Annotated in this window: 29 protein-coding genes and 1 pseudogene; 10 read left to right on the top strand and 20 right to left on the bottom strand. The window is 43.1% G+C overall.

Annotated elements, in window-relative coordinates:
* Nucleotides 1-5: 5 nt before the first annotated feature.
* From rsmB to L0P31_RS03330, 18 genes are all read right to left on the bottom strand, one after another.
* Nucleotides 6-1,319, bottom strand: coding sequence for a 16S rRNA (cytosine(967)-C(5))-methyltransferase RsmB (gene rsmB / locus L0P31_RS03415; RefSeq protein WP_238095750.1), 1,314 nt, complete (start codon nucleotides 1,317-1,319; stop codon nucleotides 6-8).
* Nucleotides 1,312-2,247, bottom strand: coding sequence for a methionyl-tRNA formyltransferase (gene fmt / locus L0P31_RS03410; RefSeq protein ID WP_000163673.1), 936 nt, complete (start codon nucleotides 2,245-2,247; stop codon nucleotides 1,312-1,314). Before fmt ends, rsmB begins: the two co-directional genes overlap by 8 nt.
* A 12-nt stretch (nucleotides 2,248-2,259) precedes the next feature.
* Entirely contained in the window at nucleotides 2,260-4,656 is a 2,397-nt protein-coding gene (locus L0P31_RS03405) for a primosomal protein N' (protein WP_238095748.1), read from the bottom strand.
* Nucleotides 4,657-4,721: 65 nt separating this feature from the next.
* Entirely contained in the window at nucleotides 4,722-5,036 is a 315-nt protein-coding gene (gene rpoZ / locus L0P31_RS03400; protein ID WP_000979235.1) for a DNA-directed RNA polymerase subunit omega, read from the bottom strand.
* 24 nt (nucleotides 5,037-5,060) lie between these two features.
* Nucleotides 5,061-5,687, bottom strand: coding sequence for a guanylate kinase (gene gmk / locus L0P31_RS03395; RefSeq protein ID WP_000775041.1), 627 nt, complete (start codon nucleotides 5,685-5,687; stop codon nucleotides 5,061-5,063).
* A gap of 129 nt (nucleotides 5,688-5,816) precedes the next feature.
* Nucleotides 5,817-7,430: a ribonuclease Y gene (locus L0P31_RS03390; RefSeq protein WP_000404934.1), complete on the bottom strand. Its 1,614-nt coding sequence runs from the start codon at nucleotides 7,428-7,430 to the stop codon at nucleotides 5,817-5,819.
* Between the two features lie 190 nt (nucleotides 7,431-7,620).
* Nucleotides 7,621-7,875 (bottom strand): Txe/YoeB family addiction module toxin, encoded by a 255-nt coding sequence (locus tag L0P31_RS03385; RefSeq protein WP_238095746.1) that lies wholly within the window; start codon nucleotides 7,873-7,875, stop codon nucleotides 7,621-7,623.
* Between the two features lie 3 nt (nucleotides 7,876-7,878).
* Complete coding sequence (locus L0P31_RS03380; protein ID WP_000388572.1) at nucleotides 7,879-8,133, bottom strand: type II toxin-antitoxin system Phd/YefM family antitoxin; 255 nt, start codon at nucleotides 8,131-8,133, stop codon at nucleotides 7,879-7,881.
* Nucleotides 8,134-8,370: 237 nt separating this feature from the next.
* A complete protein-coding gene (locus L0P31_RS03375) occupies nucleotides 8,371-9,468 on the bottom strand; it encodes a nucleotidyltransferase (protein ID WP_238095744.1) in 1,098 nt (365 codons plus the stop codon).
* A gap of 9 nt (nucleotides 9,469-9,477) precedes the next feature.
* A complete protein-coding gene (locus tag L0P31_RS03370) occupies nucleotides 9,478-10,218 on the bottom strand; it encodes a class I SAM-dependent DNA methyltransferase (RefSeq protein ID WP_337926981.1) in 741 nt (246 codons plus the stop codon).
* Between the two features lie 206 nt (nucleotides 10,219-10,424).
* Nucleotides 10,425-10,778, bottom strand: a complete 354-nt coding sequence (gene rsfS, locus L0P31_RS03365; RefSeq protein ID WP_045604793.1) for a ribosome silencing factor — start codon at nucleotides 10,776-10,778, stop codon at nucleotides 10,425-10,427.
* Nucleotides 10,779-11,372, bottom strand: a complete 594-nt coding sequence (gene yqeK, locus L0P31_RS03360) for a bis(5'-nucleosyl)-tetraphosphatase (symmetrical) YqeK (RefSeq protein WP_238095742.1) — start codon at nucleotides 11,370-11,372, stop codon at nucleotides 10,779-10,781.
* Nucleotides 11,372-12,001, bottom strand: coding sequence for a nicotinate-nucleotide adenylyltransferase (locus L0P31_RS03355; protein ID WP_000963705.1), 630 nt, complete (start codon nucleotides 11,999-12,001; stop codon nucleotides 11,372-11,374). Before L0P31_RS03355 ends, yqeK begins: the two co-directional genes overlap by 1 nt.
* 51 nt (nucleotides 12,002-12,052) lie before the next feature.
* Nucleotides 12,053-12,364, bottom strand: a complete 312-nt coding sequence (gene yhbY / locus L0P31_RS03350; RefSeq protein WP_000060169.1) for a ribosome assembly RNA-binding protein YhbY — start codon at nucleotides 12,362-12,364, stop codon at nucleotides 12,053-12,055.
* A gap of 214 nt (nucleotides 12,365-12,578) precedes the next feature.
* On the bottom strand, nucleotides 12,579-13,685 hold the full coding sequence (gene yqeH / locus L0P31_RS03345) for a ribosome biogenesis GTPase YqeH (RefSeq protein WP_033678020.1): 1,107 nt from the start codon (nucleotides 13,683-13,685) through the stop codon (nucleotides 12,579-12,581).
* A 2-nt stretch (nucleotides 13,686-13,687) separates the two neighbouring features.
* Complete coding sequence (locus L0P31_RS03340; RefSeq protein WP_049500248.1) at nucleotides 13,688-14,215, bottom strand: YqeG family HAD IIIA-type phosphatase; 528 nt, start codon at nucleotides 14,213-14,215, stop codon at nucleotides 13,688-13,690.
* A gap of 16 nt (nucleotides 14,216-14,231) precedes the next feature.
* Nucleotides 14,232-15,137 carry a magnesium transporter CorA family protein gene (locus L0P31_RS03335; RefSeq protein ID WP_000242267.1) on the bottom strand — a complete coding sequence of 302 codons (906 nt, stop codon included), beginning with the start codon at nucleotides 15,135-15,137 and terminating at the stop codon, nucleotides 14,232-14,234.
* A gap of 57 nt (nucleotides 15,138-15,194) precedes the next feature.
* Nucleotides 15,195-15,755 carry a mechanosensitive ion channel family protein gene (locus L0P31_RS03330; protein WP_049500250.1) on the bottom strand — a complete coding sequence of 187 codons (561 nt, stop codon included), beginning with the start codon at nucleotides 15,753-15,755 and terminating at the stop codon, nucleotides 15,195-15,197.
* Nucleotides 15,756-15,906: 151 nt separating this feature from the next.
* Here L0P31_RS03330 and sstT point away from each other — a divergent pair, with 151 nt between their 5' ends.
* Complete coding sequence (gene sstT, locus L0P31_RS03325; protein WP_020902997.1) at nucleotides 15,907-17,112, top strand: serine/threonine transporter SstT; 1,206 nt, start codon at nucleotides 15,907-15,909, stop codon at nucleotides 17,110-17,112.
* Between the two features lie 67 nt (nucleotides 17,113-17,179).
* Nucleotides 17,180-18,133 carry an aromatic acid exporter family protein gene (locus L0P31_RS03320; RefSeq protein WP_023946543.1) on the top strand — a complete coding sequence of 318 codons (954 nt, stop codon included), beginning with the start codon at nucleotides 17,180-17,182 and terminating at the stop codon, nucleotides 18,131-18,133.
* Nucleotides 18,134-18,586: 453 nt separating this feature from the next.
* Here the strand turns inward: L0P31_RS03320 and L0P31_RS03315 are convergent, their stop codons facing one another.
* Together L0P31_RS03315 and L0P31_RS03310 are read right to left on the bottom strand one after the other, a co-directional pair.
* Complete coding sequence (locus L0P31_RS03315) at nucleotides 18,587-20,131, bottom strand: peptide chain release factor 3 (RefSeq protein WP_001025437.1); 1,545 nt, start codon at nucleotides 20,129-20,131, stop codon at nucleotides 18,587-18,589.
* Between the two features lie 298 nt (nucleotides 20,132-20,429).
* Nucleotides 20,430-20,504 (bottom strand): hypothetical protein, encoded by a 75-nt coding sequence (locus L0P31_RS03310; protein ID WP_229294538.1) that lies wholly within the window; start codon nucleotides 20,502-20,504, stop codon nucleotides 20,430-20,432.
* 293 nt (nucleotides 20,505-20,797) lie between these two features.
* Between L0P31_RS03310 and gatC the strand changes: the two genes are divergently transcribed.
* The 8 genes and pseudogenes from gatC to nusB all read left to right on the top strand — a co-directional run bounded on the left by gatC (nucleotide 20,798) and on the right by nusB (nucleotide 26,380).
* On the top strand, nucleotides 20,798-21,100 hold the full coding sequence (gene gatC, locus L0P31_RS03305; protein ID WP_000705419.1) for an Asp-tRNA(Asn)/Glu-tRNA(Gln) amidotransferase subunit GatC: 303 nt from the start codon (nucleotides 20,798-20,800) through the stop codon (nucleotides 21,098-21,100).
* The gene (gene gatA, locus L0P31_RS03300) at nucleotides 21,100-22,566 is read left to right on the top strand and encodes an Asp-tRNA(Asn)/Glu-tRNA(Gln) amidotransferase subunit GatA (protein ID WP_238095740.1); all 1,467 of its coding nucleotides are present in this window, start codon (nucleotides 21,100-21,102) and stop codon (nucleotides 22,564-22,566) included. Before gatC ends, gatA begins: the two co-directional genes overlap by 1 nt.
* Nucleotides 22,566-24,008 (top strand): Asp-tRNA(Asn)/Glu-tRNA(Gln) amidotransferase subunit GatB, encoded by a 1,443-nt coding sequence (gene gatB / locus L0P31_RS03295; RefSeq protein ID WP_064276624.1) that lies wholly within the window; start codon nucleotides 22,566-22,568, stop codon nucleotides 24,006-24,008. Before gatA ends, gatB begins: the two co-directional genes overlap by 1 nt.
* 54 nt (nucleotides 24,009-24,062) lie before the next feature.
* Nucleotides 24,063-24,458, top strand: a complete 396-nt coding sequence (locus tag L0P31_RS03290; RefSeq protein ID WP_024057454.1) for a hypothetical protein — start codon at nucleotides 24,063-24,065, stop codon at nucleotides 24,456-24,458.
* 107 nt (nucleotides 24,459-24,565) lie between these two features.
* Nucleotides 24,566-24,859, top strand: a pseudogene (locus L0P31_RS03285) (Asp-tRNA(Asn)/Glu-tRNA(Gln) amidotransferase subunit GatB); the annotation flags it as partial.
* Nucleotides 24,860-24,990: 131 nt separating this feature from the next.
* On the top strand, nucleotides 24,991-25,551 hold the full coding sequence (gene efp / locus L0P31_RS03280) for an elongation factor P (RefSeq protein ID WP_000568643.1): 561 nt from the start codon (nucleotides 24,991-24,993) through the stop codon (nucleotides 25,549-25,551).
* A gap of 21 nt (nucleotides 25,552-25,572) precedes the next feature.
* On the top strand, nucleotides 25,573-25,962 hold the full coding sequence (locus L0P31_RS03275) for an Asp23/Gls24 family envelope stress response protein (protein ID WP_000510575.1): 390 nt from the start codon (nucleotides 25,573-25,575) through the stop codon (nucleotides 25,960-25,962).
* Nucleotides 25,955-26,380, top strand: a complete 426-nt coding sequence (gene nusB, locus L0P31_RS03270; protein WP_238095738.1) for a transcription antitermination factor NusB — start codon at nucleotides 25,955-25,957, stop codon at nucleotides 26,378-26,380. Before L0P31_RS03275 ends, nusB begins: the two co-directional genes overlap by 8 nt.
* Nucleotides 26,381-26,412: the final 32 nt, after the last annotated feature.

Below are 26,412 nucleotides of genomic sequence, written 5' to 3'. Positions count from 1 at the left end.
CCTTCCTAATCCGATATCTTACGAAATTGACTGATAAAAAATCCATCACTTCCATACAATTCAGGTGTAATGAGGATACAGCCGTCTTTCATGATATCCTTACATTCATGTTCTAGTGTAACCTGCTCAAATTCAGGATGACTTTCTAAAAATGCCTGTACGACTTGAAAGTTCTCCTCTGAGACAATAGTACAGGTACTATAAGTTATTATACCACCTTTGCGTAGTGTTTGACAAACACTACCTAATATTTCTAGCTGAATTTCCTGCAAGGACGCGAAATCTGCCGTTTCTTTATTGTATTTGATGTCTGGTTTTCGGCGCAGAAGACCGATTCCTGAACAGGGAGCATCTACCAAAATCTTATCAAATGAATCCTGACCAAAAAGCTCATGTACCTTTCTGGCATCTAATTTTTGCATTTGAACCCGATCTGCAACTCCCAAACGTTGGGCATTTTCTTGTATTAAGTCCAACTTATGGTCGTACAAGTCCAGAGCAGTAACCTGACCTGTCGTTAGATAAGAGGCTATATGGGCTGTTTTCCCACCTGGAGCCGCACAGGCATCTAGAACCTGCTCACCACCTTGTAAATCAAGAGTGGGAGCAACCAGCTGACTAGACTCGTCTTGGATAGTAATAGCCCCCTCTGAAAATAGGTCATGGCCTGCAAAATGCCCCTGCTCCTTGACGAGACCAAAAACAGACAAAGGTGAATCACTGGCCTCCAACAAGACTTGGATTTCTTCTTTTCGTCCTAGGTCCGTTACACGAATACTAGCCTTGTTGCGCACCAAAAGGCTTTCAAAGATAGCTTGAGCTCGCTCTTCTCCGTATTCTTCCTTGAGCTTGGCAACTAGCCAAACTGGAAGAGAATAGGCAATAGAATCACGCTTGTTTTTTCGCTTGATGCTAGCAATATCTGGCCAGCCTTCACGCAAGATACGGCGAAGGACAGCGTTGACCAATTTTTCACTGCCTTTTTTACGGACTTTGGCCAATTCTACTGCTTCATTGACCACAGCATGGTCTGGAATCTTGTCCAAATAGCGGAGCTGGTAAGCACTCATGAGAAGAAGGACATAAAGCCAACTATCTAACTGGTCTCTGTCTTCGATAAAGTGGGATAGGTACCATTCCAGAGTCAGTTTACGGGCTACCGTTCCATAGACCAGCTCGGTCACCAAGCCCTTGTCTGCTGCCGAAAGTTGACTTCCCTTGAAATGCTTATTTAAGGCGATATTTGAGTATGCTTGATTGATAAAAACATCCTCTAATACTGCTAGGGCTATTCTTCTAGCCGTTTCTACTTTAGTCACCAAATCGTTCTCCTACAGTCAATGTACGTCCAACTCCATTGAGGAAGGAAGCAATGTCCATCTTAGGTTTACCAGCTGGCTGCACTTGTTTGAGGGATAGAGCCCCTTCTGCCGTTGCGACAATCAATTCTTTCTTACCAGTAGAGAGAATCTCACCTGGATTTCCCTGACCTTCTACTGGTAGTGCTTCATAAATCTTAAAGCGGTCGCCCTTAAGGAAAGTATGGGCAACAGGCCAGGGGTTCATGCCACGGATTTGGTTAAAGAGTTGACGATTGGTTTTGTTCCAGTCCAGTTTTTCTTCCTCTGGCTTGATATTTAGCGAGAAAGTGACCTGACTTGGATCCTGCGGTTCAGGTTTGATTTCCCCAGCAATGTAGGCAGGCAAAGTGTCCAAAAGCAAATCACGACCAACTAGCGCCAATTTCTCAAACAAGGTGCCGACATTGTCCTCATCCGTGATTGGAATACTGCGACGAGAAATCATATCTCCTGCATCCATTTCCTTCACCATTTCCATGATGGTCACACCAGCTTCCTCATCCCCTTGAATCAAGGCATAATGGATAGGCGCACCACCACGGTGTTTGGGAAGAAGGGAAGCGTGAACATTGACCGCAAAGTCCATGCTATCAAGGAGTTTACTTGGCAGAAACTGCCCAAAAGCAGCAGTCACAATTCCATCTGCTCCTAGCTTCATAATAGCTTCCATCTCAGGACTTCCAGATAATTTTTCAGGTTGATAAATAGGAAGCCCTGCTTCCTTGGCAGCCTGCTTGACTGGGGTTTCTTGAATCACTTTTTTTCGCCCAACAGCACGGTCCGGCTGGGTCACAACGGCTAGAATTTCGTAACGGTCATCTGTCAAAAGTCCTTTTAAGACTGTTGCTGAAAAGTCGGGTGTCCCCATAAAGATTAATTTTGTCATATCTTCTCCTTCTTATAAAAATTGCTGTGGCTCATGGTCAATGCTGAGACGGAGCTCACTATTTTCCCGTTCTTGAGTCAAGGCTAAGACCTGGTTGAGGGTCGGACTTAGCTCATCTTCTAAACGGTATTTAATCAAAATCTGGTAATGATAGAGGTTGTGGGTACGAGCAATCGGTTTGGGGGTTGGCCCAAGAATGTTACTGGTCTCTGACAATCCTGACCGCAAAATATTCATAACTTCATAAGCACGTTTGACCACCTCTTCTTCTTTCTTGTGAGAAAGGGTAATGCCAATAGTGAAATAGTAAGGCGGATAACCAAGTTGTCGTCTGATTCCCATTTCATAGGCATAAAAACCTTCGTAATCCTGATCCTTTGCAAATCGAATAGCGTAGTGCTGAGGATTGTAAGACTGAATCAAGACCTGCCCAGCTTTTTCAGCACGACCTGCCCGGCCTGCAACCTGAGTCAAGAGCTGGAAGGTTCTCTCAGAAGAACGGAAATCAGGTAGATTCAATGCCGTATCCGCATTGAGAACTCCAACTAAGGTTACATTAGGAAAATCCAATCCCTTGGCAATCATCTGAGTACCTAGTAAAATATCTGCTTCTCCTCGCCCAAACTGGTCAAGAAGAGCTTGGTGACTACCTTTCTTACGAGTCGTGTCCACATCCATCCGCAAAATGCGGGCCTGCGGAAAGAGTTCTGCCAGCTCATCATAAGCCTTCTGTGTCCCTGTCCCATAGTAACGAATACTTCGGCTCTTACAGTTAGGACAGACCTGAGGAATGTCCTTCGAAAAACCACAATAATGGCAGTTCATGGTCTTGGTATCCATGTGCAAGGTCAGGGAAATGTCACAGTTAGGACAAGTATCCACGGTCCCACACTCCCGACACATAACAAAGCTAGAATAACCACGACGATTGAGCATAAGAACCACCTGCTCTTTTTTAGCCAGACGATCCTGAATCGCTTCTAGCAAAGGTGGCGTAAAGTTTGACGTTTCATTTTGTCCGATATAGTCCCGAAAGTCAATTACTTGAACCTCAGGGATCCTAGCTAAAGGATTGGCGCGCTGGGTCAGACGTAAATGTTGATAAACGCCTTTTCCAGCCCGAGCACGGCTTTCCAGACTAGGAGTTGCTGAACCAAGTACCAGTGCTGCTTGATTATACTGAGCCCGTAAAATAGCTACCTCTCTGGCATGGTAACGGGGATTGCTGTCTTGCTTATAAGTCGCTTCATGCTCCTCATCAATAATCATGACACCTAGATTTTTCAGGGGGGCAAAGATGGCCGATCTAGCACCAACAACAACTTGAGCATCGCCGCGTTCCACCTTGCGCCATTCATCATACTTTTCACCATTGGACAGACCTGAGTGGAGAATTGCCACTTTCTCACCAAAGCGAGCAATAAATCGCTCCGTCATCTGAGGAGTCAAGGAAATCTCAGGTACCAGCAAAATAGCTGTCTTGCCCTTGTCCAAAGCCCCTTGGATAATCTGCAAGTAAACCTCCGTCTTCCCGCTTCCTGTAATCCCTTGAAGGAGGAAGGGAGGCTGATGACTGCCAACCGCACTGACAACCGCATCACGCGCCTGCCTTTGCTCTGGATTCAACTCTAAAGGCTGACTTGCTTCAATCCCTTCAAAATAAGCAGCCGAGCGTTGAACTTCCTTTTGAACTATGGTCACAGCACCTTGTTCCACAAAGAAGTTGACTTGCTCCCGCGAGTAGGACTCTAACAAACTAGCCAAAGAAGCGCTCTCTGGATGAGACAGCAGATAGTCTCTCAGTTCTAACTTTTTCTTGGCGCGTGTAGAAATCTCTACACCTTCTAACTGAACAAGGTCTACCTCATACCAAGACTGGGTCTTGACCTTCTTTTGATCAATTGCCTGATATTCCAGACCAAGCAGACCTTTCCTAGTCAAACGCATCATTTCAGCTTGCTTAGCTAAATCCAGAGAAGAAAAAGCAAGCGAATCTTCTGAACCAAACAAGCGCACTCGGTCTTCCTGACTCAGACCTGCCAGAGGATAGAGAATCTTGTCATAGCTGGAGTTCAGAAATCCCGGTAACATAGCCTTGAGGATGGAAATCTTGTAGGAGAAAACAGATTTGCGTAACTCCTCAGCCAGCCAGAGTTGTTCTCGCGTGAGCACAGGAGAAAAATCCAGCACCTCCGCAATATCTTTTAAATCTTGATTAGCCTCTTCTGCATCTGGTTGGGACTCCAAACCAAGAACAATCCCTTGAATCAGGCGATTGCCCTTACCAAAAGGTACATGGACCCGCATCCCAACTTCCAGCATTCCCTCAAATTCCTCCGGAATCCTGTAACTATAGGGTTGGTCCGTCTGCATCAAAGGCACATCTACGATAATTTTAGCTACGGCCATCTTCTCACCTCCTCCTTGTCAGTACATTCTTGCAATAGAAAAAATAAGATTGAGTCCCCCCAACCTTAAATTTTTTCACCATCTTCTTTTTCTTTAGCGATTTGCTCTTTGATTTTCTTTTCTTCTTCTTCTTTGCGGCGTTTTTCTTCTTCGATACGGCGACGCACTGCTTCACGTTTTCCTTCTGGATCTGGGTGAATTGTAACGTTTCCTGATTCGATTTCTTCTAAAGCGCGAAGAGTTGATTTTTCAGACTTGAAACCTTGAGTTGCTGGCGCACCTGCTTCCAATTCGTGGGCACGTTTTGCTTCCAAAATTACGAGTGAATATTTTGATGGAACCTTGTCGAGCAAGGTATCAATAGAGGGTTTTAACATCATTTGCTTGTACCTATTTTCTAAATTTTATCGAGTAGTTGGAGATTTTGGTAACATCTCCTGATAGTGACCAATGACACGATCTACACGGAAGTGCTCTGCTTCAATAACACGTTTGACACGCTCAGCAGCTAGGGGCACCTGATCGTTGACAATCGCATAATCATACTCACGCATGAGAGCAATTTCTTCCTTGGCTTTTTCGATTCGTTGGGCAATCACTTCTGCACTGTCTGTTCCACGACCTACTAAACGATCTTGCAATTCATCCAAATCTGGTGGTGTCAGGAAGATAAAGACAGCATCTGGAACCTTTTTCTTGACCTGAAGAGCGCCCTGAACCTCAATTTCAAGGAAAACATCGATTCCCTTGTCCAAGGTTTCATTGACGTAGGTCAGAGGAGTCCCATAGTAGTTGCCGACATATTCTGCGTATTCCAACATCTGTCCTTGACGAATCAGCTCTTCAAACTCTTCGCGAGTGCGGAAGAAATAGTCAACACCGTCCACTTCTCCAGGACGTTGTGCGCGTGTCGTCATCGATACAGAGTATTGAAATTGGTTTTCAGAACTCTCAAAAATCTCTCTTCTAACCGTTCCTTTTCCAACCCCTGAAGGACCAGAAAAAACGATTAGTAAGCCTCGGTCTGCCATTGTGTCTCCTTTTAGTCAGTCTGTGAAATAACATTTCTCTAGAATAATTGCAAAAAGCCAGATTATCCTTTACAGTCTTTCTATCTAGTGTAACAAAAAAGCAGTAATTTTTCAACTGCTCTTTCTTATTTATTTAGCATAATCTACTGCACGAAGCTCACGAATCACGGTTACCTTGATATTTCCTGGGTAATCGAGATTGTTTTCAATTTTCTCACGAACTTTATGAGCCAAGATTGTGACTTTGTCGTCCTTGATTTGTCCTGGATTTACCATGATGCGGATTTCACGTCCTGCTTGAAGGGCAAAGCTATTTTGTACCCCTTCAAAGCCGTTAGCAATTTCTTCCAAATCATGGAGACGCTTGATATAGCTTTCAAGAGACTCACTACGAGCACCTGGACGGGCTGCACTCAAGGCATCTGCTGCAGCGACGATCACTGCAATGACGCTCTCAGCTTCAACATCACCGTGGTGACTAGCAATCGTATTGACCACAACTGGGTGTTCCTTATACTTACGAGCCAATTCCATACCGATTTCAACGTGGCTACCCTCAACCTCGCGGTCAATAGCTTTTCCGATATCGTGAAGGAATCCAGCACGACGGGCAAGAGCCGCATTTTCACCAAGTTCGCTCGCCATAATACCAGCCAACTTAGCAACCTCAATCGAATGACGCAAGACATTTTGTCCATAAGAAGTACGGAACTGCAAACGTCCCATAATCTTCATCAAGTCTGGATGAAGGTTTGGCGCACCAATCTCATAGGCTGCTGCCTCACCATATTCACGGATCTTATTATCAATCTCTTGACGGTTTTTCTCAACCAACTCTTCGATACGAGCTGGATGGATACGACCATCCTTAAGCAACATTTCCATGGTCATACGAGCAATTTCACGACGAATCGGGTCAAATCCTGACAAGGTTACCACTTCTGGTGTATCGTCGATAATGACATCGACCCCTGTCAAACTTTCAAAGGTACGAATGTTACGACCTTCACGACCAATAATGCGTCCCTTCATAGTATCGTCTGGCAGATGAACTGTTGAGTTTGTTGACTCCGCTACATATTCACCAGCGATACGTTGCATAGCTTGAACCAGGATATCCTTGGCCATTTTATCAGAACGTTCCTTGACCTCTTGCTCAGCTTCGCGAATACGGCTAGCAATCTCCTTGGTCAAGTTTTCCTCTGTCTGAGCCAAGATAATATCTCGTGCTTCTGCCTGAGACAGAGCACCAATACGCTCTAGTTCTGCTTCTTTTTGTCTTTCGACTTCCTCTAATTGCTCTTCACGCGCATCAAGGTTTTTCGCTCTATCAGAAATACTTTGTTCTTTTTGTTCAAGTGTTTGTTCTTTACTCGTCAAATTGTCGTCCTTACGGTCAAGGCTAGTAGCTCTCTCGGTCAAACGACTTTCGATTTGTTTGAGTTCTTGACGTTCTGATTTGAATTCAGCGTCCACTTCTTCACGGTATTTTCTGGCTTCTTCTTTGGCCTCCAATAGTGCTTCTTTTTTAAGAGACTTGCTTTCACGTTTGGCTTCATTAACAAGTAAATCCGCTTCACGCTCAGCTTGTCCACGTAAATTAGTTGCTTCTTGTTCAGCATTTAAAAGCATCAACTCCGCAGCTTCCTGAGATGATTTCATTTTAGCTGAGATGCTGACATATCCAATGACTAAACCAATGATGACGGCAAAAACAGCAATCGCAAGCGACATGATTTCCATGTTTTTACCTCATTTTATTGTTATTCCGAATGACATACATTCTTTTACATTCTACCATAAAAAAGTGATTTTCACAAACCTAAAATAGAATATGTTTTGGGGAATTTGGAACGCGTTTGCTAAAATAAAATTGTTATTTAGAAATAGTAGTTTAGTAGAGACTTGAGAAAAAGCCTACTTTACAGTAGACTTAGTAATGATCTTTGCAAGACAAGAAAGCGATGCTATCCCCATCCATCATATAAATCAAGCGATTTTCTGCGTCAATGCGACGAGACCAGGCTCCTTGATAGTCATATTTAAGCGGTTCTGGTTTTCCTATTCCTGTAAATGGATTACGTTGAATATCCTTGATTAGTTTATTGATTCTTTTTAGTGTTTTCTTGTCCTGAGTTTGCCAGTAGCAATAATCTGCCCAGGCATCTTCTGTAAACTTGAGTAGCATTCCTCACTCCTCAATAACATGGACTTGAGTGCTTCCAGCACGAACTTGAGCCATTCCTCGCAAAACCTTATCAGAAAGTTCCTTATTTTGAGCAATTCTCAGGGTTTCTTGGATACTATCCCACTCACTCTTTGAAAGGACTACAATGTCCTCGTCTGGATTTTTATTGACCACCGTTAAAGGCTCAAATTCATCATTTACCTTTTTCATGTAGTCCTTTAAATGATTTCGGAATGTTGAGTAAAGAACTGCTTCCATAACCATACCTCGTTTTACCTCTTTTCCACTATTATACATGAAAAGAAAGAAATTGTCAGGAACTTGTACAAGATTTTCTTTTCTATCTATTTATACTCAATGAAAATCAAAGAGCAAACTAGGAAACTAGCCGCAGGCTGTACTTGAGTACGGCAAGGCGACGTTGACGTGGTTTGAATTTGATTTTCGAAGAGTATTATTCGTAAAAAATCTCAAAAAGCCTACCTTTCAGTAGACTTAGTTTGTTTCTATTCTTATCGGCACTCTTCCAAAATTCTGCCCTGCTATACTTAGATTTCCCAGTTGGTAAATCTGGTCTGCCTTTTGAGTCATGACATCCCAAGGTTCTTTTCCAATTCGGCTAACTAGATTAACCTGTACTTTCAGAGACTTAAGGTGTTGTCTGCCATTTTCAGTAAATCCAAGGACATGAATCCCTTCTGGCAAATCACTTTCTCTAGCTTGCACCAAAATATAGGTCAAAAGGCGTCTGACACGCGCCTTGGTGTAACGTTTGGTCGCAACTGCATCGACTAATTCTTCTACAGACTGTGCTGTTTTAATAGCTTCATTAATGCGCACAGCCATTTCTTGATTGATCTGATAGATGCTGGTTAGGTCGGGATTTGACAATATTTGATAGCGTAGCAAGGAAAAATAGTCTTCCCAGCTCACCTTACTGGCCTGCTCAAAAAGGGTAACAGAAGGCATAAAGCGTTCTAAGAAATCTTTGTCCCTCTGGTGCTGACGGAGGGCTGTTGCCGAAGCAAAGTCCACATCCTTGTCCACAGAATGGTAGCCTGCCCCCTGACGCTGAATTGGCTCAAGTTTGATGTCTCGTCCTGCAACTGCCTTGACATAGGCCAGAGCAAGGACATGATTGGGTGTATTACCTGAAAAATCAAGACCTGCAAATTCCTTCCACATGGTCTGGGTTTTCTGGGGATAGGAAAGGGAATCAGGCAGATTTTCCACAAATTGCTCCATCTCAGCACCCTGCTCTGTGTATAAATCAGCGATTTTTTGATAATCTAGAACTTCTTCTGTCCCAAAAGCGAGGCTATCTATGCCCAACCTAGCCAAGATATCCACAGCTCCTTGGCCAAAGAAATCTGCCGCCTGAACACTGACTAGAAAGGGCAATTCAACCACCAAATCTGCTCCGTTTTCCAGCGCCATCTGGGCCCGAGTCCACTTGTCTACGATAGCAGGCTCTCCACGTTGCATGAAATTCCCAGACATAGCAACGATTTTCAATCCCTCTGCCTGATCCAGCAGGTATTTATGGCCATTATGAAAAGGATTGAACTCCGCGATAATACCTGTGATGGTCATGATGTTCTCCTACTTCTGCGCGACAAAAAACCAACGGGTGCTAGTTTCTGTTGGCTCCTTGTCTTCAAAGTCTGCATAGAGTTTGAAGGACTTGAATCCAGCCTGTTCCAGCAGAATGTCATAGGTCAAGACCTCATAGGTCCGCTCCTCATGTACTTCATCGTGACGACTAAAGGATCCGTCAGACTCCTTGATAAAGAAAGTCAACTCATGCACAATGGAGTGAGGAGCTTCGTCCTCATAAGTATCCCAGAGCATGGCAAAATCTTCCGCATTTTCATGGTAGGAATAGCCTGGAAAAATTTCATCCGTCTGGTAAGTCGAATGCACGTCAAAGATGAAAACTCCATCTTCATTAAGGGCATTATACACTTCCTTAAAGACGTCCCCGACTTCCACCTCATCTTGCATATAGCAGATTGAGTCCGAATAACAAGTGACAAAGTCATATTGACCTGCCTTGGACAAATCCAGCATATTGCCTTCAATAAAGTCAATCTTTTGTTTGGCTGAAGTCGCTCTCTTTTCAGCAATCTTCAACATATCCCCACTCAAGTCAAGTCCAGTCACATCAAAACCAGCCTGAGAGAAGCGCACAGATTGAATTCCTGTCCCACAAGCCAATTCCAAGAGTTTCTTTCTCTCCTTGGTCTTAGGCAAATGAAGCAGAGAAAAGTCCGTCCATTTATCATATAAACTATCGTCCATAACCGCATCATAGACCGCCGCAAAGGTTTCATAAGTTGCCATAATCATGATACCAAGAGCGTTAAAAGCAAGGAGAAAATAGAAAACTTTCTGCCGTATCGTCAGATACAAAGGAAGTTTATCTTTTTCTCACAGCTTTTAGCTCGTGTTCAATTTCGAAAGGAGCCAAACACGACGCTCTCTACCTTTCTATCAATTTTTCTAAAATAAGCAAATAAAACCCAGTTGACTACAACTGAGTTCATCTTCTACGCCAGAGTTTCAGATAAATCTACTGAATTCGCCTCATGCCATAGTTTTTCTAGGTTATAGTGGGCACGCATTTCTTCTGAAAAGATATGCACAACGACAGCACCAAGATCCAGCAAGACCCAACCTCCAGCTGCGTCGCCTTCGACATGACTGCCTTTAAATCCTGCTTCCGCTACTTTTTCACGGATATTATCAGCGATAGCATCCAACTGACGGCTATTCATTGAACTAGTAATAACAAAGTAGTCAGTCACGCTAGTCAAATCTTGTACATCAAGTGCGAGGATATCCTCAGCACGTTTCTCATCCGCCGCTTTCACGACTAGTTCTAGTAATTCTTTTTCGTTCATTTAGTCCTCTTTCAAATAGTGCACAAAGGCGTTATAGGTTTCAAGGGTTTGGGGATAGATGGGGAATCCCTGATGAGCTAGATGCTCCACGGTACGAGCTGTCTCATAAGCTACTGCCTTATTAAGTGACAAACTTGCAATCTCACGCGCCACATCTACTCCAGGAAAGGCTCGATTGTGCTCGATATAGTCTGCGACGTAGATGACCTTATCTAGGTCTGTCATTTGACCAGCCCCAACTGTATGGATTTCAATAGCTCGTAGAATTTCTGAATCATGCAAATTCAAATCTTCCTGAATCTTGTAGATGCCAACCATACCATGCCAGACATTATTGCCCCAGTTTTTGAGGTCAGGGTCTAGCTGATATCGGTCAATCAAGTCTAGAAATTCCTGATCTGACAACTTCTTAGCATAGTCATGAAGAAGGCCTGCTAGACCTGCTTTCTCGACATCAACTCCAAATCGCTGAGCCAGTTCTATGGCTGCACGCTCCACACCCAAGCAGTGGGTTAAACGTTTTTCAGGTAGAAGCTCTGCCATTTTTTCCAACAAAGCCTCACGGGAACAGTTGATATAGTCTTGATAGGCCATCAGTAGAGTCCCTCCTTTTCGATGTAGTCTAGCACCGGCTGAGGTAGGAGAAAGTTGGGTTTTCGTCCTTGGGCAAGGAAGTCACGCACCATGCTGGACGAGATATCCATGAGAGGCACATCCACCCAGATAACTGGATAGGAAGTCCCTGCCTTGTAGCGTGGGCGCTGAACTCCCACAAACTGAACCATATCAACCAGTTCATCAATTCGGTACCACTTAGGCAGATAGTCCACCATATCGGCACCGATGATAAAGTAATAATCCGTATCTGGATTCTTCTCTGTTAAAATCTTCATGGTGTCGTAGGTGTAAGAAATGCCCTTGCGTTCCAATTCAATGGTTTCAATGGCTAGTCCTTCAATCCCCTCAATAGCCAACTCAAGCATCTTAAGACGATGGTGTTCAGGGATTGTTTCCTTTTTATCTACATGAGGAGGTTGGTATTCAGGCATAAGCAGAACTTGATCTAGTCCCAACTGCTGGCGCACTTGATCCGCAACAATGAGATGGGCATTGTGAACAGGGTTAAAATTCCCCCCTAAAATCCCGACTTGTTTACGTTTTTTCTCCTTGATTTCTGGCTCCAACTCTACCTTGGTAAAGGGAGTCAATAATTCGATTGCCATAGGCTAGTCTCCTTTATTTCTCTGTAAAAACAGTTGTTTGGAGTTTCGGTCTTAGATTTCTTTGACTTTCTTAGAAATCTTACGATTTTCTTTCTTACTAGATTGTTTAAACAAAATCAAGATGCGTCCGATTTTTTGGACTGTATCCACACCGATTTCTTCTTCCAAGATTTCAGCTACTTCGTGGATATTTTCATCGGTGTTTTGTAAAAGAGTTACCTTGATCAATTCACGAGCGTCAAGAGCTTGACGGACGCTGGTTTTGATTTGGTCGTTAAGGCCATTTTTACCGATTTGGATGATGGGTTTAAGGGTGTGTGCCTGGCTGTTGAGGAAGGCACGTTGTTTTGAGGTTAATGACATAATTTCTTTAAAAGAGTTTCTTTTTATACTTTTCTGAAGTGGTGACGGACGTCAGCAAAGTCCTTCGGACTTTCATGACTAAAATTTGAGCCTAAGGTCTCAAATTTTCCGCAGTTGGTACAATCACTTGTACCAACTAACACCACAGCGAAAAGTATTCTCTATGGGGCTCGCCTTGCTCGCCCGAATTCAGAAAACCCTTTCCTTTCTGTGTTTAAATGATTGCTTTTCGTGTGACAACTGCGACGCCTTCTGGTGCCCAGACTGCGACTTTGGCTGTGCCTGTTACGCGAATCCAGCCTAGGCCTGAGATAACTAGGTCTGTCTTGTCCTTAATGTTAAATACATGCTGAACTAGTTTTGGAAAATCTTCTTTTTCCTTGCTATTTGGTGGTGTTAGAAGGGTTCCGACGTGCTTATCGTAAAAGGCACTAGCACCTTCCAGCTTGGTACGATGGAGTTTGAGTTCATTGTCAAAGAAGGCTGTGAAACCTTGCTTTTCACCCGCAATGAAATCAAAGCGTCCGAGACCTCCTAAAAACAGGGTTTGTTCAGGATTGAGCTGATAGGTTTTAGGCTTAATTTCCTTTTTAGGGCTGACATACTTGAGGTTTTTGGCCGTCAAGTAGTGGGCCATCTGGTGACGGTGGATGATTCCCGGTGTATCGTAGATATAAGAACCGTCATCAAGCGGAATCTCGATTTTGTCCAAGGTTGTCCCTGGGAAGCGCGAAGTCGTGATGACATTCTGGTCACCCGTGATTTCTTGGATAATGGCATTGATAAGAGTTGATTTTCCAACGTTGGTCACACCGACCACATAAACATCACGACCCTTACGGTAGTGTTCAATCTTGTCAATGACTTCCTTAATAGCATGTTTGTTTTGGGCCGAAGTTAAGACGACATCGACTGGACGAAGTCCTTCTTCGTGGGCACGTTCCATGAGCCACTGGCTAATCTTGCCTGGTTTAACAGACTTGGGCAAGATATCTTTTTTATTTCCCACCAAGAGGACATCATTGCCCGAGACAAAACGTGGCAAGCCTGGGATAACAGAGCCATTAAAATCAAAGATATCAATGACATTAACTACCAAGGCATCACTGTCTCCCACCTCGTGCAAGAGCTTGAGGAAATCATCGTCCGTCAACTGGACATCCGTGATTTCATTATAGTGGCGGAGACGGAAACAGCGTTGGCAATAGACTTCGCCAGTTTCCAAACCTTTTTCAAGTGCCGACTGGGGGGTAAAACCAAGACCAGCCTTATCTGTCGTCTGAATGGTTGCTCCACAACCAATACAGAGAATTTCTTCCATAGTTAAATTCCTTTTTTATATGTAATCGGTCCGTACGTTTCAGTGATTTTTCGCTTCACACGGCGCTCACGAGCTCGGTTGATCTGTGTTTTGATCGAGTCATGTTGGACCAAGGGTTTGACTAAAATCGAGCGAATGCCTGCACGGTGGGCTGCTCGTATATCTGTCATGAGCTGGTCGCCAACCATGACCACTTCACTTTTCTCATAATGAAATTCCTTCATGGCACGGTCAATCCCAAATGTGAAGGGCTTCAGAGCCCAATAAACGTAGTCAATCCCAAATTTCTCAACTGCTCGTTGGACGCGTTTTTTAGTGTTATTTGATACCACAATGATGCGAATGCCCGCGTCCCGAAGATCATGTAGCCATTGCTTCATCTCTGGCGTCCCGTCAGGGTTGTTCCAAGCAATGAGGGTATTGTCCAAATCGACCAAAACAGCCTTGATTCCATGCGCCTGCAGGCTTGGGACTGTCAGATCATAGACTGCTTCCACAGCAAAGTCTGGCATGTAGTTTTCAATCACCATTTTGGCTCCTTTTCTTTTATTTTCTAGTAATTTTCTTCAGCCATTGAGATAAGGCCACCCATAAAATCAAGCTAGTCATTAAGATATAAATCCAAGCATTTGGCTCTTCTGTAAATGGTAGAGGAACATTCATTCCGAAGAAACCTGTAATAACCGCAAGTACTGCTAGTAAGACGGAGATAATAGTCAAAATTGACAAACTATCATTCAAGTTATTGTTTAGGATGTTGTTGTAAGAAGCTGAGAGTTGTTGCAAGACTTGAGAAATCAAGTCTGTCATAGACACCAACTGATGGGCTTCAATCATGGCATCATCAAACTGCTCTCGTTCGACATCATTAAATCTCCGATAAAGAGCATGGCCCTGGATATGTTCCAAGAGGAGTCGATTTTGTTTTGCTGCTGCTGTCAAGTAAACCATACCAGTCTCCAAGTCAGAGAGGGCGAAGAGATTTTTCTTTGTTGTAGTTTGACGTAGCAAGGCACTAATTTCGTCCTTACTTTTATCCATCTCTTCAATGACAGGATAATAAGCGTTACTGATAATCTCTAAACCAGCAAAGAGAAACTTGTAAATAGAAAGCGACTCATGGCTATCCAGATAAGCTGACATCTGATCAATGACATAAGCATTCTTATGGTTGCTGATGGTAATCATTCGTTGTCTTTCGACGATAAAGGTCATGGGAATCGCTTCATAATATTCTTTGTCTTTTTCTAAATCAAGAACATTATAAATAAAGGTTACCGTCTCCGTTTCACGGTTATAATCCATATGAGCTCGTTCATTTCTATCCAGAGCATACTCAATGGTTTCCTTGTCCAATCCATAGATGTCAGAAAGATCTTCCATATTTTTAATCTTATCCACATCAAGGTCTATCCAGGTACAACCATTGCCCAACTGCTTTTCTAAAACCATCTTTTCTCCTTTATTAAACTCTTTCTATTGTACCACAAATTACTTAAAATAACAGGTCTAGTCTGTGCGTGAGAAATTGCTGACGACGGTGATATTCCGATTGGGAACGAAGTGCAGAACCTGATCTTCTCCTCTGAGTTGCGTTGTTCGAATGCCGACACTGACAACCTTGCCCGATACGGTAATAGGACCATTTGTCAAAACGACCTCATCTCCCACATCCAGTTGACGTTCAAAGAGGATGAAAAAGCCATTGATGACATCAGATAGAAAGCCTTGGGCTCCCATCCCAATAGCCACCCCAGCAATCCCAGCCCCTGCCAGCAAACTAGAAACTGGCAAACCTAAAATCGACAAAATGCAGTAAAGCAAAAAGAAATAAAGGGTATAATTAAACACATTTTCTAACAGACGTGAGATGGTTTTCTGACGCCCGATATCATGACGAGACATTTTTAAAGAAGGTTTAACAATTCTCTGCACCATGGTATGAAGTAGTTTCTTAGCTATATAGAATAGCAAAAATAGAAATAACAGAGAAATTAACTTGGTTAAGATATTCTCAATAATCGTTGTTATATCAAGCTTATTGAGGTAGGTTTGAATAAATTCTTGCATAGAAAACTCCTTTCATTTATTATACCATACTTTCACAAGTGATGAATCTCCATAAATATTCAAAAATAATAGCCAAAATAGACAGAAAATTCTTGATTTTAGCTCATATTTATACTATAATCATAAACATTACACAACAAAGGAGATTGTTATGAAAAAAATCATTCATGCTTGGAATAAGGCAAGCCTAATCAAACGGATTTTGATTGGTATGCTTATTGGAGGAACCCTAGGGCTGACACTTCCTAACATTTCAGGAATTGGTTTACTTGGAGATCTCTTTGTTGGTGGCCTCAAAGCCATCGCACCTATTCTAGTCTTTGCCCTCGTTGCCAATGCCCTTTCCCAACATCAAAAGGGTCAAGATAGCAACATGAAAACGGTTATCCTCCTTTACTTGGTGGGAACCTTTGCAGCGGCACTTGTTGCTGTCCTAGCAAGCTTCATCGTCCCTGTTGAGATTACCTTAAATAGTGCCAATACAGAAATCGCACCACCAGATGGAATTGGCCAGGTCCTCAGCAATCTCTTGCTCAAACTGGTTGACAATCCAGTCAATGCCCTCGTTACTGCTAACTACATCGGTATCTTATCTTGGGCAGTTGTTTTCGGGATTGCTATGAGAGAGGCCAGCAAAAATAGTAAAGAATTGCTGAAAACTATGGCTGATGTGACTTCTAAGATTGTCGAATGGATCATCAATCTAGCTCCATTTGGTATCCTTGGTCTTGTCTTCAAAACCATCTCTGATAAGGGAATCGGAAGCCTAGCTAACTACGGAATCTTGCTTGCCCTCTTGGTGACAACTATGTTCTTTGTCGCTCTGGTTGTCAATCCATTGATTGCCTTCCTCTTTATGAAGAGAAACCCTTATCCCCTCGTTTGGAAATGTTTGCGTGTCAGCGGTGTTACAGCCTTCTTCACTCGTAGTTCTGCGGCTAACATCCCTGTCAATATGAAACTTTGCCACGACCTCGGTCTGGATCCAGATACCTATTCTGTTTCTATCCCACTTGGTTCTACTATCAACATGGCAGGGGCAGCGATTACTATTAACGTTTTAACCCTTGCTGCAGTAAATACTCTTGGAATCCCTGTTGACTTTGCCACAGCCTTTGTCCTCAGTGTAGTAGCAGCAATCTCAGCCTGTGGTGCTTCTGGTATTGCCGGAGGATCCCTCCTTCTTATCCCAGTTGCTTGTAGCCTTTTTGGTATTTCTAACGATATTGCCATGCAAGTTGTTGGGGTTGGATTTGTGATTGGGGTCATCCAAGACTCATGTGAAACAGCCCTTAACTCTTCAACAGATGTCCTCTTTACTGCTGTTGCCGAATACGCAGCAGCCCGTAAAAAATAACTCATAAAGACAAGCCTGCTCAGGTCTTGTCTTTTCCGCTTTTATTATAACTTACTAGGAAATCCTTATGTCTATTAGCCAACGTACGACTAAGCTCATCTTAGCTACCTGTCTTGCCTGCCTTCTTGCTTACTTTCTCAATCTCTCCTCAGCTGTCTCGGCTGGAATCATCGCCCTCTTGAGCCTATCCGATACCCGTAGAAGTACCTTAAAACTGGCCCGAAATCGCCTCTTTTCCATGCTTCTAGCTTTGGTTATCGGAGTTCTGGCTTTTCACTTGAGCGGATTTCATATCTGGAGCCTCGGCCTCTATCTAGCCCTCTATGTGCCTCTAGCCTACAAGATGGGCTGGGAAATTGGCATCACACCAAGTAGCGTTTTGGTTAGCCATCTCTTGGTGCAAGAGTCAACCTCTCCAGACCTCCTAGTCAATGAATTCCTTCTCTTTGCTATCGGTACAGGATTTGCCTTACTGGTTAATCTCTACATGCCTTCACGAGAAGAGGAAATTCATCACTACCACACATTGGTAGAAGAAAAGTTAAAAGATATTCTCCAGCGCTTCAAATATTATTTATCCAGAGGGGATGGACGCAACCGAGCACAGTTAGTTGAAGAATTGGACACCCTTTTGGAAGAAGCCCTCAGACTGGTCTATTTGGATCACTCTGACCACCTCTTTCACCAGACTGATTACCATATCCACTACTTTGAGATGAGACAGCGACAAAGTCGTATCCTGCGAAACATGGCCCAGCACATCAACACCTGTCACCTAGCTGCCAGTGAGAGCCTGATTTTGGCCCAACTCTTTTCAAAAATTGCAGCTCAACTGAGCCAGACCAATCCTGCTTCTGATTTGCTAGATGAAATTGAACGCTATCTGGAAGTCTTCCGGAACCGTAGTCTACCCAAGACAAGAGAAGAATTTGAAACCCGCGCCACCCTTCTTCAACTCCTACGCGAGGCCAAAACCTTCATCCAAGTAAAAGTTGACTTTTACCAAAAATATGGACAGTAAAAAAGAAAACTTCAGACCAATCACAAAAGGTGAATATCTGAAGTTTTCTTTTATTTGTAAGTTATTACCATAAAGGTTAATAATAAAATAAATAAGGCTTAATATTCAACATCTGTTTATAGAATGCTGAGATAAAATACTGCAAACTTTGCAGTATTTTTATCCACTACACGAAGTTTTGCAAATCGAGTCTATTTGCAAACGGAGTTAGTAAGGCAGTTACCCTTTTCTATCTACGACGGAAAAGTCCACGAATCGATACCATTCGTGGATTTTTCCTAGTGAAGCGTTTAGGTAAGCCGCCATAGCGGTTACCTATTATTAGATTACGACACTGAGTTTTACAAATCGATTCCATTTGTAAAACTCAGTTAGTGAGGCAGTTAGCTAGTTCGCCAAATAGCGACTAGCGTCCAACAATTAGGAACTTTAGTTCCAATTGTTGGTACTGAGTCACATCTTCTCTTCCAACTCTACGTCTGGATACTTATCCGCAAACCAGCGGAGGGCAAAGTCATTTTCAAAGAGGAAGACTGGTTGGTCAAAACGGTCTTTAGCCAAGATATTTCGACTTGATGACATTCGTTCATCCAAGTCCTCAGGCTTGATCCAACGAACGGTCTTTTTACCCATTGGGCTCATGACTACTTCCGCATTGTACTCGCCTTCCATGCGGTGTTTAAAGACTTCAAACTGGAGTTGACCAACAGCTCCCAGCATGTACTCGCCTGTTTGGTAATTCTTATAAAGCTGAATAGCACCTTCTTGCACCAGTTGCTCAATCCCCTTGTGGAAGGATTTCTGCTTCATGACATTCTTAGCAGAAACTTTCATAAAAATTTCAGGAGTGAAGGTTGGCAGTGGTTCAAATTCAAATTTGTTTTTTCCAACTGTCAATGTATCCCCAACCTGATAAGTTCCTGTATCGTAAACCCCGATGATATCTCCTGCCACGGCATTGGTCACATTCTCACGACTTTCAGCCATAAACTGGGTAACATTAGACAGTTTAGCACCCTTACCAGTACGAGGCAAGTTGACACTCATGCCACGTTCAAATTCACCCGATACGATACGTACAAAGGCAATACGGTCACGGTGTCGAGGGTCCATGTTGGCTTGGATTTTAAAGACAAATCCTGAGAAGTCCTTATCGTAAGGATCAACAATTTCTCCGTCTGTTTTCTTATGTCCATGTGGCTCTGGAGCAAACTTGAGAAAAGTTTCAAGGAATGTTTGCACACCAAAGTTTGTCAAAGCTGAACCGAAGAAGACTGGTGTCAATTCTCCAGCCAGAATAGCTTCCTCTGAAAACTCATTCCCAGCTTCATTTAAAAGTTCAATATCATCCTTGACTTGCTCGTAGAAAGGGTTGCTGCCAAAAAGCTTGTCCCCATCTTCTAAACTAGCAAAACGCTCATCCCCTTTATAGAGCTCCAAGCGTTGGTTATAGAGGTCATAGAGCCCCTCGAAGGCTTTCCCCATCCCGATTGGCCAGTTCATCGGGTAACTCGCAATGCCTAGTACTTCTTCTAATTCTTGCAAGAGGTCCAGTGGCTCACGTCCATCACGGTCTAGCTTGTTCATAAAGGTGAAGACCGGAATGCCACGGTGTTTCACAACCTCAAACAATTTCTTAGTCTGAGCCTCGATACCCTTGGCAGAGTCCACGACCATAACAGCAGCATCCACCGCCATCAAGGTACGATAGGTATCTTCTGAAAAGTCCTCGTGCCCTGGGGTGTCTAGGATGTTGACGCGCTTACCATCGTAGTCAAACTGCATAACAGATGAAGTCACCGAAATCCCGCGTTGCTTCTCGATATCCATCCAGTCAGACTTGGCAAAAGTCCCTGTTTTCTTTCCTTTTACGGTACCAGCCTCACGAATCTCGCCCCCAAAGTAGAGCAACTGCTCAGTGATAGTTGTTTTCCCCGCGTCCGGGTGGGAGATGATGGCAAAGGTACGACGTTTCTTAATTTCTTCTTGAATATTCATAAGTTCTCTTTCTTTGATTCTCTATTTTTCTTGTTTCAATAGCTAAGAATGATTTCTACATTGGATTTTACCATTCCTTTCAACACTCCATTATATCGGATTTTAGCATTTTTTTCAATTTCTATTTTATATCAGACACTGCTAAAGTAGAACAATTCCCCTTGCAATTTTTCAAATAAATGTTACAATAAATATAGAAAAAGGTGTTGCGACAACAACACCCCACAGAGCCGTTTAAGACGGTGGCTGTAATTACATAACTAAAAAATAGCTCGTTAACTCGCCAAAGTTAGGACGGCTATTTTTTTGTCTCTTTTACCAATTCAAGGATGAACCTTAGGAGCGTGATAACAAAGTTACCAGCTACAAACATGAGTGTCAAAGCCTCAAAAGGGGACAAATCTGGTTACTCCTTTCTACTAAGATTTTACAGGTTCTGCACATAAGCATCACCATCCTTTCGATTTTGTAACCACCGTCTTCACTTCTCTGTTAAACTATTGTACCATATATTTTCCCCTTTGAAATCCGCTTTTCAAATAAATCATCATCAGAATCCGTTCTCCATCCTATACCTGTCTTTTTTCATCTTTCCTTCCCTTATTTATAGGAAAATATGGTAAAATAGAACAGACTAAAAATCATCATTTCACGAAAGGATGCAAGATGAAAATTACGCAAGAAGAGGTAACACACGTTGCCAATCTTTCAAAATTAAGATTCTCTGAAGAAGAAACTGCTGCCTTTGCGACTACCTTGTCTAAGATTGTTGACATGGTTGAATTGCTGGGCGAAGTTGACACAACTGGTGTCGCACCTACTACAACCATGGCTGACCGCAAGACTGTACTCCGCCCTGATGTGGCCGAAGAAGGAACAGACCGTGATCGCTTGTTTAAAAACGTACCTGAAAAAGACAACTACTATATCAAGGTACCAGCTATCCTAGACGATGGAGGAGATGCCTAATGACTTTCAACAATAAAACCATTGAAGACTTGCACAATCTCCTTGTCTCTAAGGAAATTTCAGCAACTGAATTAACACAAGCAACACTTGAAGATATCAAGTCTCGCGAGACCGCTATCAACGCTTTTGTTACCATCGCTGAAGAGCAAGCTCTTGCTCAAGCTAAAGCTATTGATGAAGCTGGAATCGATGCTGATAATGTCCTTTCAGGAATTCCACTTGCAGTTAAGGATAATATCTCTACAGACGGTATTCTTACAACTGCAGCCTCAAAAATGCTCTACAACTACGAGCCAATCTTTGATGCGACAGCCGTTGCCAATGCAAAAGCGAAAGGCATGATTGTCGTAGGGAAAACCAACATGGACGAGTTTGCCATGGGTGGATCAGGTGAGACTTCTTACTACGGTGCCACTAAAAATGCTTGGGACCACAGCAAGGTCCCTGGTGGATCATCAAGTGGTTCTGCTGCAGCTGTAGCCTCAGGACAAGTTCGCTTGTCACTTGGTTCTGATACTGGTGGATCTATCCGCCAACCTGCTGCCTTCAATGGGATCGTCGGTCTCAAACCAACCTACGGAACAGTTTCACGTTTCGGTCTCATTGCCTTTGGTAGTTCATTAGACCAGATTGGACCTTTCGCTCCGACTGTTAAGGAAAATGCCTTCTTGCTCAATGCTATTGCAAGCGAAGATGCCAAAGACTCTACTTCTGCTCCTGTCCGCATTGCCGATTTTACTTCAAAAATCGGCCAAGACATCAAGGGCATGAAAATTGCTTTGCCTAAGGAATACCTTGGTGAAGGAATTGACCCAGAGGTTAAGGGAACCATTCTGAACGCAGCCAAACACTTTGAAAAACTTGGTGCTATTGTTGAAGAAGTGAGTCTACCTCACTCAAAATACGGTGTTGCCGTCTACTACATCATTGCTTCATCTGAAGCTTCATCAAACTTGCAACGTTTTGACGGTATCCGTTACGGCTACCGCGCAGAAGATGCAACCAACCTTGATGAAATCTATGTAAACAGCCGTAGCCAAGGTTTCGGTGAAGAGGTTAAACGCCGTATCATGCTTGGTACATTCAGTCTTTCATCAGGTTACTATGACGCCTACTATAAGAAGGCTGGTCAGGTCCGTACCCTCATCATCCAAGATTTCGAAAAACTCTTCGCGGATTACGACTTGATTTTGGGCCCAACTGCTCCTAGTGTTGCCTATGACTTGGATTCACTCAACCACGACCCAGTTGCTATGTACTTGGCTGACCTCTTGACCATACCTGTAAACTTGGCAGGACTGCCTGGAATTTCTATTCCTGCTGGATTCTCTCAAGGTCTGCCTGTCGGTCTCCAATTGATCGGTCCTAAGTACTCTGAGGAAACCATTTACCAAGCTGCTGCTGCTTTTGAGGCGACAACAGACTACCACAAACAACAACCCGTGATTTTTGGAGGTGATAACTAATGAACTTTGAAACAGTCATTGGACTTGAAGTCCACGTAGAGCTCAACACCAATTCAAAAATCTTCTCACCTACTTCTGCCCACTTTGGAAATGACCAAAACGCCAACACTAACGTGATTGACTGGTCTTTCCCAGGAGTACTTCCGGTTCTCAACAAAGGTGTTGTCGATGCCGGTATCAAGGCAGCTCTTGCCCTCAACATGGACATCCACAAAAAGATGCACTTTGACCGCAAAAACTACTTCTACCCTGATAATCCCAAAGCCTACCAAATTTCTCAGTTTGATGAGCCAATCGGTTACAACGGCTGGATTGAAGTGGAACTAGAAGATGGTACGACTAAGAAAATCGGTATCGAACGTGCCCACCTAGAGGAAGACGCTGGTAAAAACACCCACGGTACAGATGGCTACTCTTACGTTGACCTCAACCGCCAAGGTGTGCCTTTGATCGAGATTGTATCTGAAGCCGACATGCGTTCTCCAGAAGAAGCCTACGCTTATCTAACAGCCCTCAAGGAAGTCATCCAGTACTCTGGCATTTCTGACGTTAAGATGGAAGAAGGTTCTATGCGTGTGGATGCCAATATCTCTCTTCGTCCTTATGGTCAAGAAAAATTCGGTACCAAGACTGAGTTGAAAAACCTCAACTCCTTCTCAAACGTTCGTAAGGGTCTTGAATACGAAGTTCAACGCCAGGCTGAAATTCTTCGCTCAGGTGGTCAAATTCGCCAAGAAACACGCCGTTACGATGAAGCTAACAAGGCAACCATCCTCATGCGTGTCAAGGAAGGTGCTGCAGACTACCGCTACTTCCCAGAACCAGACCTACCTCTCTTTGAAATTTCAGACGAGTGGATCGAAGAAATGCGTACAGAGTTACCAGAGTTTCCAAAAGAACGCCGTGCGCGCTACGTAGCTGACCTTGGCTTGTCAGACTACGATGCTAGCCAGTTGACTGCAAATAAAGTCACTTCTGACTTCTTTGAAAAAGCTGTGGCTCTCGGTGGTGATGCTAAACAAGTTTCTAACTGGCTCCAAGGTGAGGTTGCTCAGTTCTTGAACGCTGAAGGCAAGACACTGGAACAAATCGAATTGACACCAGAAAACTTGGTTGAAATGATTGCCATCATCGAAGACGGCACGATCTCTTCTAAGATTGCCAAGAAAGTCTTTGTCCACCTTGCTAAAAATGGCGGCGGAGCACGTGAATACGTTGAAAAAGCAGGTATGGTTCAAATCTCAGATCCTGAAATCCTGATTCCAATCATCCACCAAGTCTTTGCGGATAACGAAGCCGCAGTTGCCGACTTCAAGTCAGGCAAACGCAACGCAGATAAGGCCTTTACAGGCTTCCTTATGAAAGCAACCAAAGGCCAAGCCAACCCACAAGTCGCCCTTAAACTCCTTGCCCAGGAATTAGCGAAGTTGAAAGAAGATTAATAGCAGACTTTTTATATACCTTTTTCTACTTTAGTACTTTAGAAAGAAGAAAAAATGAACAAATTTTTACGATTGCTATTTGTTTTAGTCATCATCGCTATGTTAGGCGCTTCTATACTACAAATTTTCTTTCCATCATACATGGGGAGTCACTCCGGGTACGGAATCTCTGCTGGTTGGCAACGAGAAATTGGAATATGGAACCTAGCTGTATTGATTCTTATTCTCGGTGTCAATATTAAGTACGATTGGTTCTATCTACGAATCGTGCTTCTCGCTCTCATCTTCGGTGGGATTGGAATAGGAACAAATCACTTAGTCAATTTTATGGAGTATCATTCTCCTGTAAATGCTATCGGTGCTTTCGAAAATTACTTGCTAGCGACGGGGTGGATTGTAGGATGGCTCATTGAACATCATTCCATAAAGAAGATAACTACTAGTAAATAACGACAAGTATATCTTAGATGATTTTTAAAGGTATAATATAGTTTAATAATCATTCAAATTAAGAAATCTATCTTCTCATTAGCCTCAATCCCATATCCTTCTTGAAGAGCTCAGCTACGACCAAGAAAGTCTTTGTCCACCTGGCTAAAAATGGCGGCGGTGCGCGTGAATATGTGGAAAAAGCAGGCATGGTTCAAATCTCAGATCCAGCTGTCTTGATTCCAATCATCCACCAAGTCTTTGCCGATAACGAAGCCGCTGTTGCCGACTTCAAGTCAGGTAAACGTAACGCAGATAAGGCCTTCACAGGCTTCCTTATGAAAGCAACCAAAGGACAAGCCAACCCACAAGTCGCCCTTAAACTCCTTGCCCAAGAATTGGCAAAGTTGAAAGAAGAGTAATATATAAAAGAAACCAGCCCTGAGGTTGGTTTTTTTCTCCCCTACCAAATCCCAGTAACTATTTTGGCTTTATTTCCAGAAGATTTTATGGTAAAATGAAGAGTAATAATATTTATTAAAGAGGTAAAAACATGATTGAAGCAAGCAAATTGAAAGCTGGTATGACATTTGAAACTGCAGACGGAAAATTGATCCGCGTTTTGGAAGCTAGCCACCACAAACCAGGTAAAGGAAACACGATCATGCGTATGAAATTGCGTGATGTCCGTACTGGTTCTACATTTGACACAAGCTACCGTCCAGAAGAAAAATTCGAACAAGCTATTATCGAGACTGTCCCAGCTCAATACTTATACAAAATGGATGAAACTGCCTACTTCATGAACACTGAAACTTACGACCAATACGAAATCCCAGTCGTAAACGTTGAAAATGAATTGCTTTACATCCTTGAAAACTCTGATGTGAAAATCCAATTCTACGGAACTGAAGTAATCGGTGTAACTGTACCAACTACTGTTGAATTGACAGTTGCTGAAACACAACCATCTATCAAAGGTGCTACTGTTACAGGTTCTGGTAAACCAGCGACTATGGAAACTGGACTTGTTGTCAACGTTCCTGACTTCATCGAAGCTGGACAAAAATTGATCATCAACACTGCAGAAGGAACTTACGTTTCTCGTGCCTAATCTCTAGAAAGAGGTCATTCTATGGGAATTGAAGAACAATTTGGCGAAATCGTTATCGCTCCACGTGTACTTGAAAAAATCATTGCCATCGCAACTGCTAAAGTTGATGGTGTCCACTCATTTTCAAATAAATCCGTATCTGATACCCTATCAAAACTCTCTCTTGGTCGTGGCGTCTACTTAAAAGAAAGCAACGAAGAACTAACTGCTGACATCTACCTCTATCTTGAGTACGGTGTGAAGGTACCAAAAGTTGCTCTTGCTATTCAAAAAGCAGTCAAAGATGCTGTTCGTGATATGGCTGATGTGGAACTTGCTGCTGTTAACATCCATGTTGCAGGAATCGTTCCAGATAAAACACCAAAACCTGAGTTGAAAGATCTATTTAACGAGGACTTCCTCAATGACTAGTCCATTATTAGAATCTAGACGCGAACTTCGTAAATGCGCTTTTCAAGCTCTTATGAGCCTTGAATTCGGCACAGATATGGAAACAGCTTGTCACTTTGCCTACACGCATGACCGTGAAGATGCAGATGTGCAAATCCCTGTCTTTCTTCTGAACTTGGTTTCTGGCGTTCAAGCTCAAAAAGACGAGTTGGATAAACAAATCAACCAGCACCTCAAGTCAGGCTGGACAGTTGAACGATTGACCTTGGTCGAAAAAAACTTACTACGCTTGGGTATCTTTGAAATCACATCATTTGATACACCTCAGCTGGTAGCAGTCAATGAAGCTATTGAACTTGCTAAGAATTTTTCAGATCAAAAATCAGCCCGTTTTATCAATGGACTGCTTAGTCAATTTGTAACTGAAGAAAATGAATAATCGAAAAGGTGTTTGGTCTTCCAAGCACCTTT

This window comes from Streptococcus mitis (genome assembly GCF_022137125.1).
Lineage (GTDB): Bacteria > Bacillota > Bacilli > Lactobacillales > Streptococcaceae > Streptococcus > Streptococcus mitis_CE.
The sequence above is the reverse complement of the archived record's forward strand: the minus strand, read 5'-3'. Positions and strand labels throughout refer to the sequence as shown.

Coding starts and splice junctions, on each gene's coding strand:
- fmt (WP_000163673.1), bottom strand. CDS start 2,247: ATGACAAAATTAATCTTTATGGGGACACCCGACTTTTCAGCAACAGTC.
- L0P31_RS03405 (WP_238095748.1), bottom strand. CDS start 4,656: ATGGCCGTAGCTAAAATTATCGTAGATGTGCCTTTGATGCAGACGGAC.
- rpoZ (WP_000979235.1), bottom strand. CDS start 5,036: ATGATGTTAAAACCCTCTATTGATACCTTGCTCGACAAGGTTCCATCA.
- gmk (WP_000775041.1), bottom strand. CDS start 5,687: ATGGCAGACCGAGGCTTACTAATCGTTTTTTCTGGTCCTTCAGGGGTT.
- L0P31_RS03390 (WP_000404934.1), bottom strand. CDS start 7,430: ATGGAAATCATGTCGCTTGCGATTGCTGTTTTTGCCGTCATCATTGGT.
- L0P31_RS03385 (WP_238095746.1), bottom strand. CDS start 7,875: ATGCTACTCAAGTTTACAGAAGATGCCTGGGCAGATTATTGCTACTGG.
- L0P31_RS03380 (WP_000388572.1), bottom strand. CDS start 8,133: ATGGAAGCAGTTCTTTACTCAACATTCCGAAATCATTTAAAGGACTAC.
- L0P31_RS03375 (WP_238095744.1), bottom strand. CDS start 9,468: ATGACCATCACAGGTATTATCGCGGAGTTCAATCCTTTTCATAATGGC.
- L0P31_RS03370 (WP_337926981.1), bottom strand. CDS start 10,218: ATGGCAACTTATGAAACCTTTGCGGCGGTCTATGATGCGGTTATGGAC.
- rsfS (WP_045604793.1), bottom strand. CDS start 10,778: ATGAACGAAAAAGAATTACTAGAACTAGTCGTGAAAGCGGCGGATGAG.
- yqeK (WP_238095742.1), bottom strand. CDS start 11,372: ATGGCCTATCAAGACTATATCAACTGTTCCCGTGAGGCTTTGTTGGAA.
- L0P31_RS03355 (WP_000963705.1), bottom strand. CDS start 12,001: ATGGCAATCGAATTATTGACTCCCTTTACCAAGGTAGAGTTGGAGCCA.
- yhbY (WP_000060169.1), bottom strand. CDS start 12,364: ATGTCATTAACCTCAAAACAACGTGCCTTCCTCAACAGCCAGGCACAC.
- yqeH (WP_033678020.1), bottom strand. CDS start 13,685: ATGGAAGAAATTCTCTGTATTGGTTGTGGAGCAACCATTCAGACGACA.
- L0P31_RS03340 (WP_049500248.1), bottom strand. CDS start 14,215: ATGGTGATTGAAAACTACATGCCAGACTTTGCTGTGGAAGCAGTCTAT.
- L0P31_RS03335 (WP_000242267.1), bottom strand. CDS start 15,137: ATGGTTTTAGAAAAGCAGTTGGGCAATGGTTGTACCTGGATAGACCTT.
- L0P31_RS03330 (WP_049500250.1), bottom strand. CDS start 15,755: ATGCAAGAATTTATTCAAACCTACCTCAATAAGCTTGATATAACAACG.
- sstT (WP_020902997.1), top strand. CDS start 15,907: ATGAAAAAAATCATTCATGCTTGGAATAAGGCAAGCCTAATCAAACGG.
- L0P31_RS03320 (WP_023946543.1), top strand. CDS start 17,180: ATGTCTATTAGCCAACGTACGACTAAGCTCATCTTAGCTACCTGTCTT.
- L0P31_RS03315 (WP_001025437.1), bottom strand. CDS start 20,131: ATGAATATTCAAGAAGAAATTAAGAAACGTCGTACCTTTGCCATCATC.
- gatC (WP_000705419.1), top strand. CDS start 20,798: ATGAAAATTACGCAAGAAGAGGTAACACACGTTGCCAATCTTTCAAAA.
- gatA (WP_238095740.1), top strand. CDS start 21,100: ATGACTTTCAACAATAAAACCATTGAAGACTTGCACAATCTCCTTGTC.
- gatB (WP_064276624.1), top strand. CDS start 22,566: ATGAACTTTGAAACAGTCATTGGACTTGAAGTCCACGTAGAGCTCAAC.
- L0P31_RS03290 (WP_024057454.1), top strand. CDS start 24,063: ATGAACAAATTTTTACGATTGCTATTTGTTTTAGTCATCATCGCTATG.
- efp (WP_000568643.1), top strand. CDS start 24,991: ATGATTGAAGCAAGCAAATTGAAAGCTGGTATGACATTTGAAACTGCA.
- L0P31_RS03275 (WP_000510575.1), top strand. CDS start 25,573: ATGGGAATTGAAGAACAATTTGGCGAAATCGTTATCGCTCCACGTGTA.
- nusB (WP_238095738.1), top strand. CDS start 25,955: ATGACTAGTCCATTATTAGAATCTAGACGCGAACTTCGTAAATGCGCT.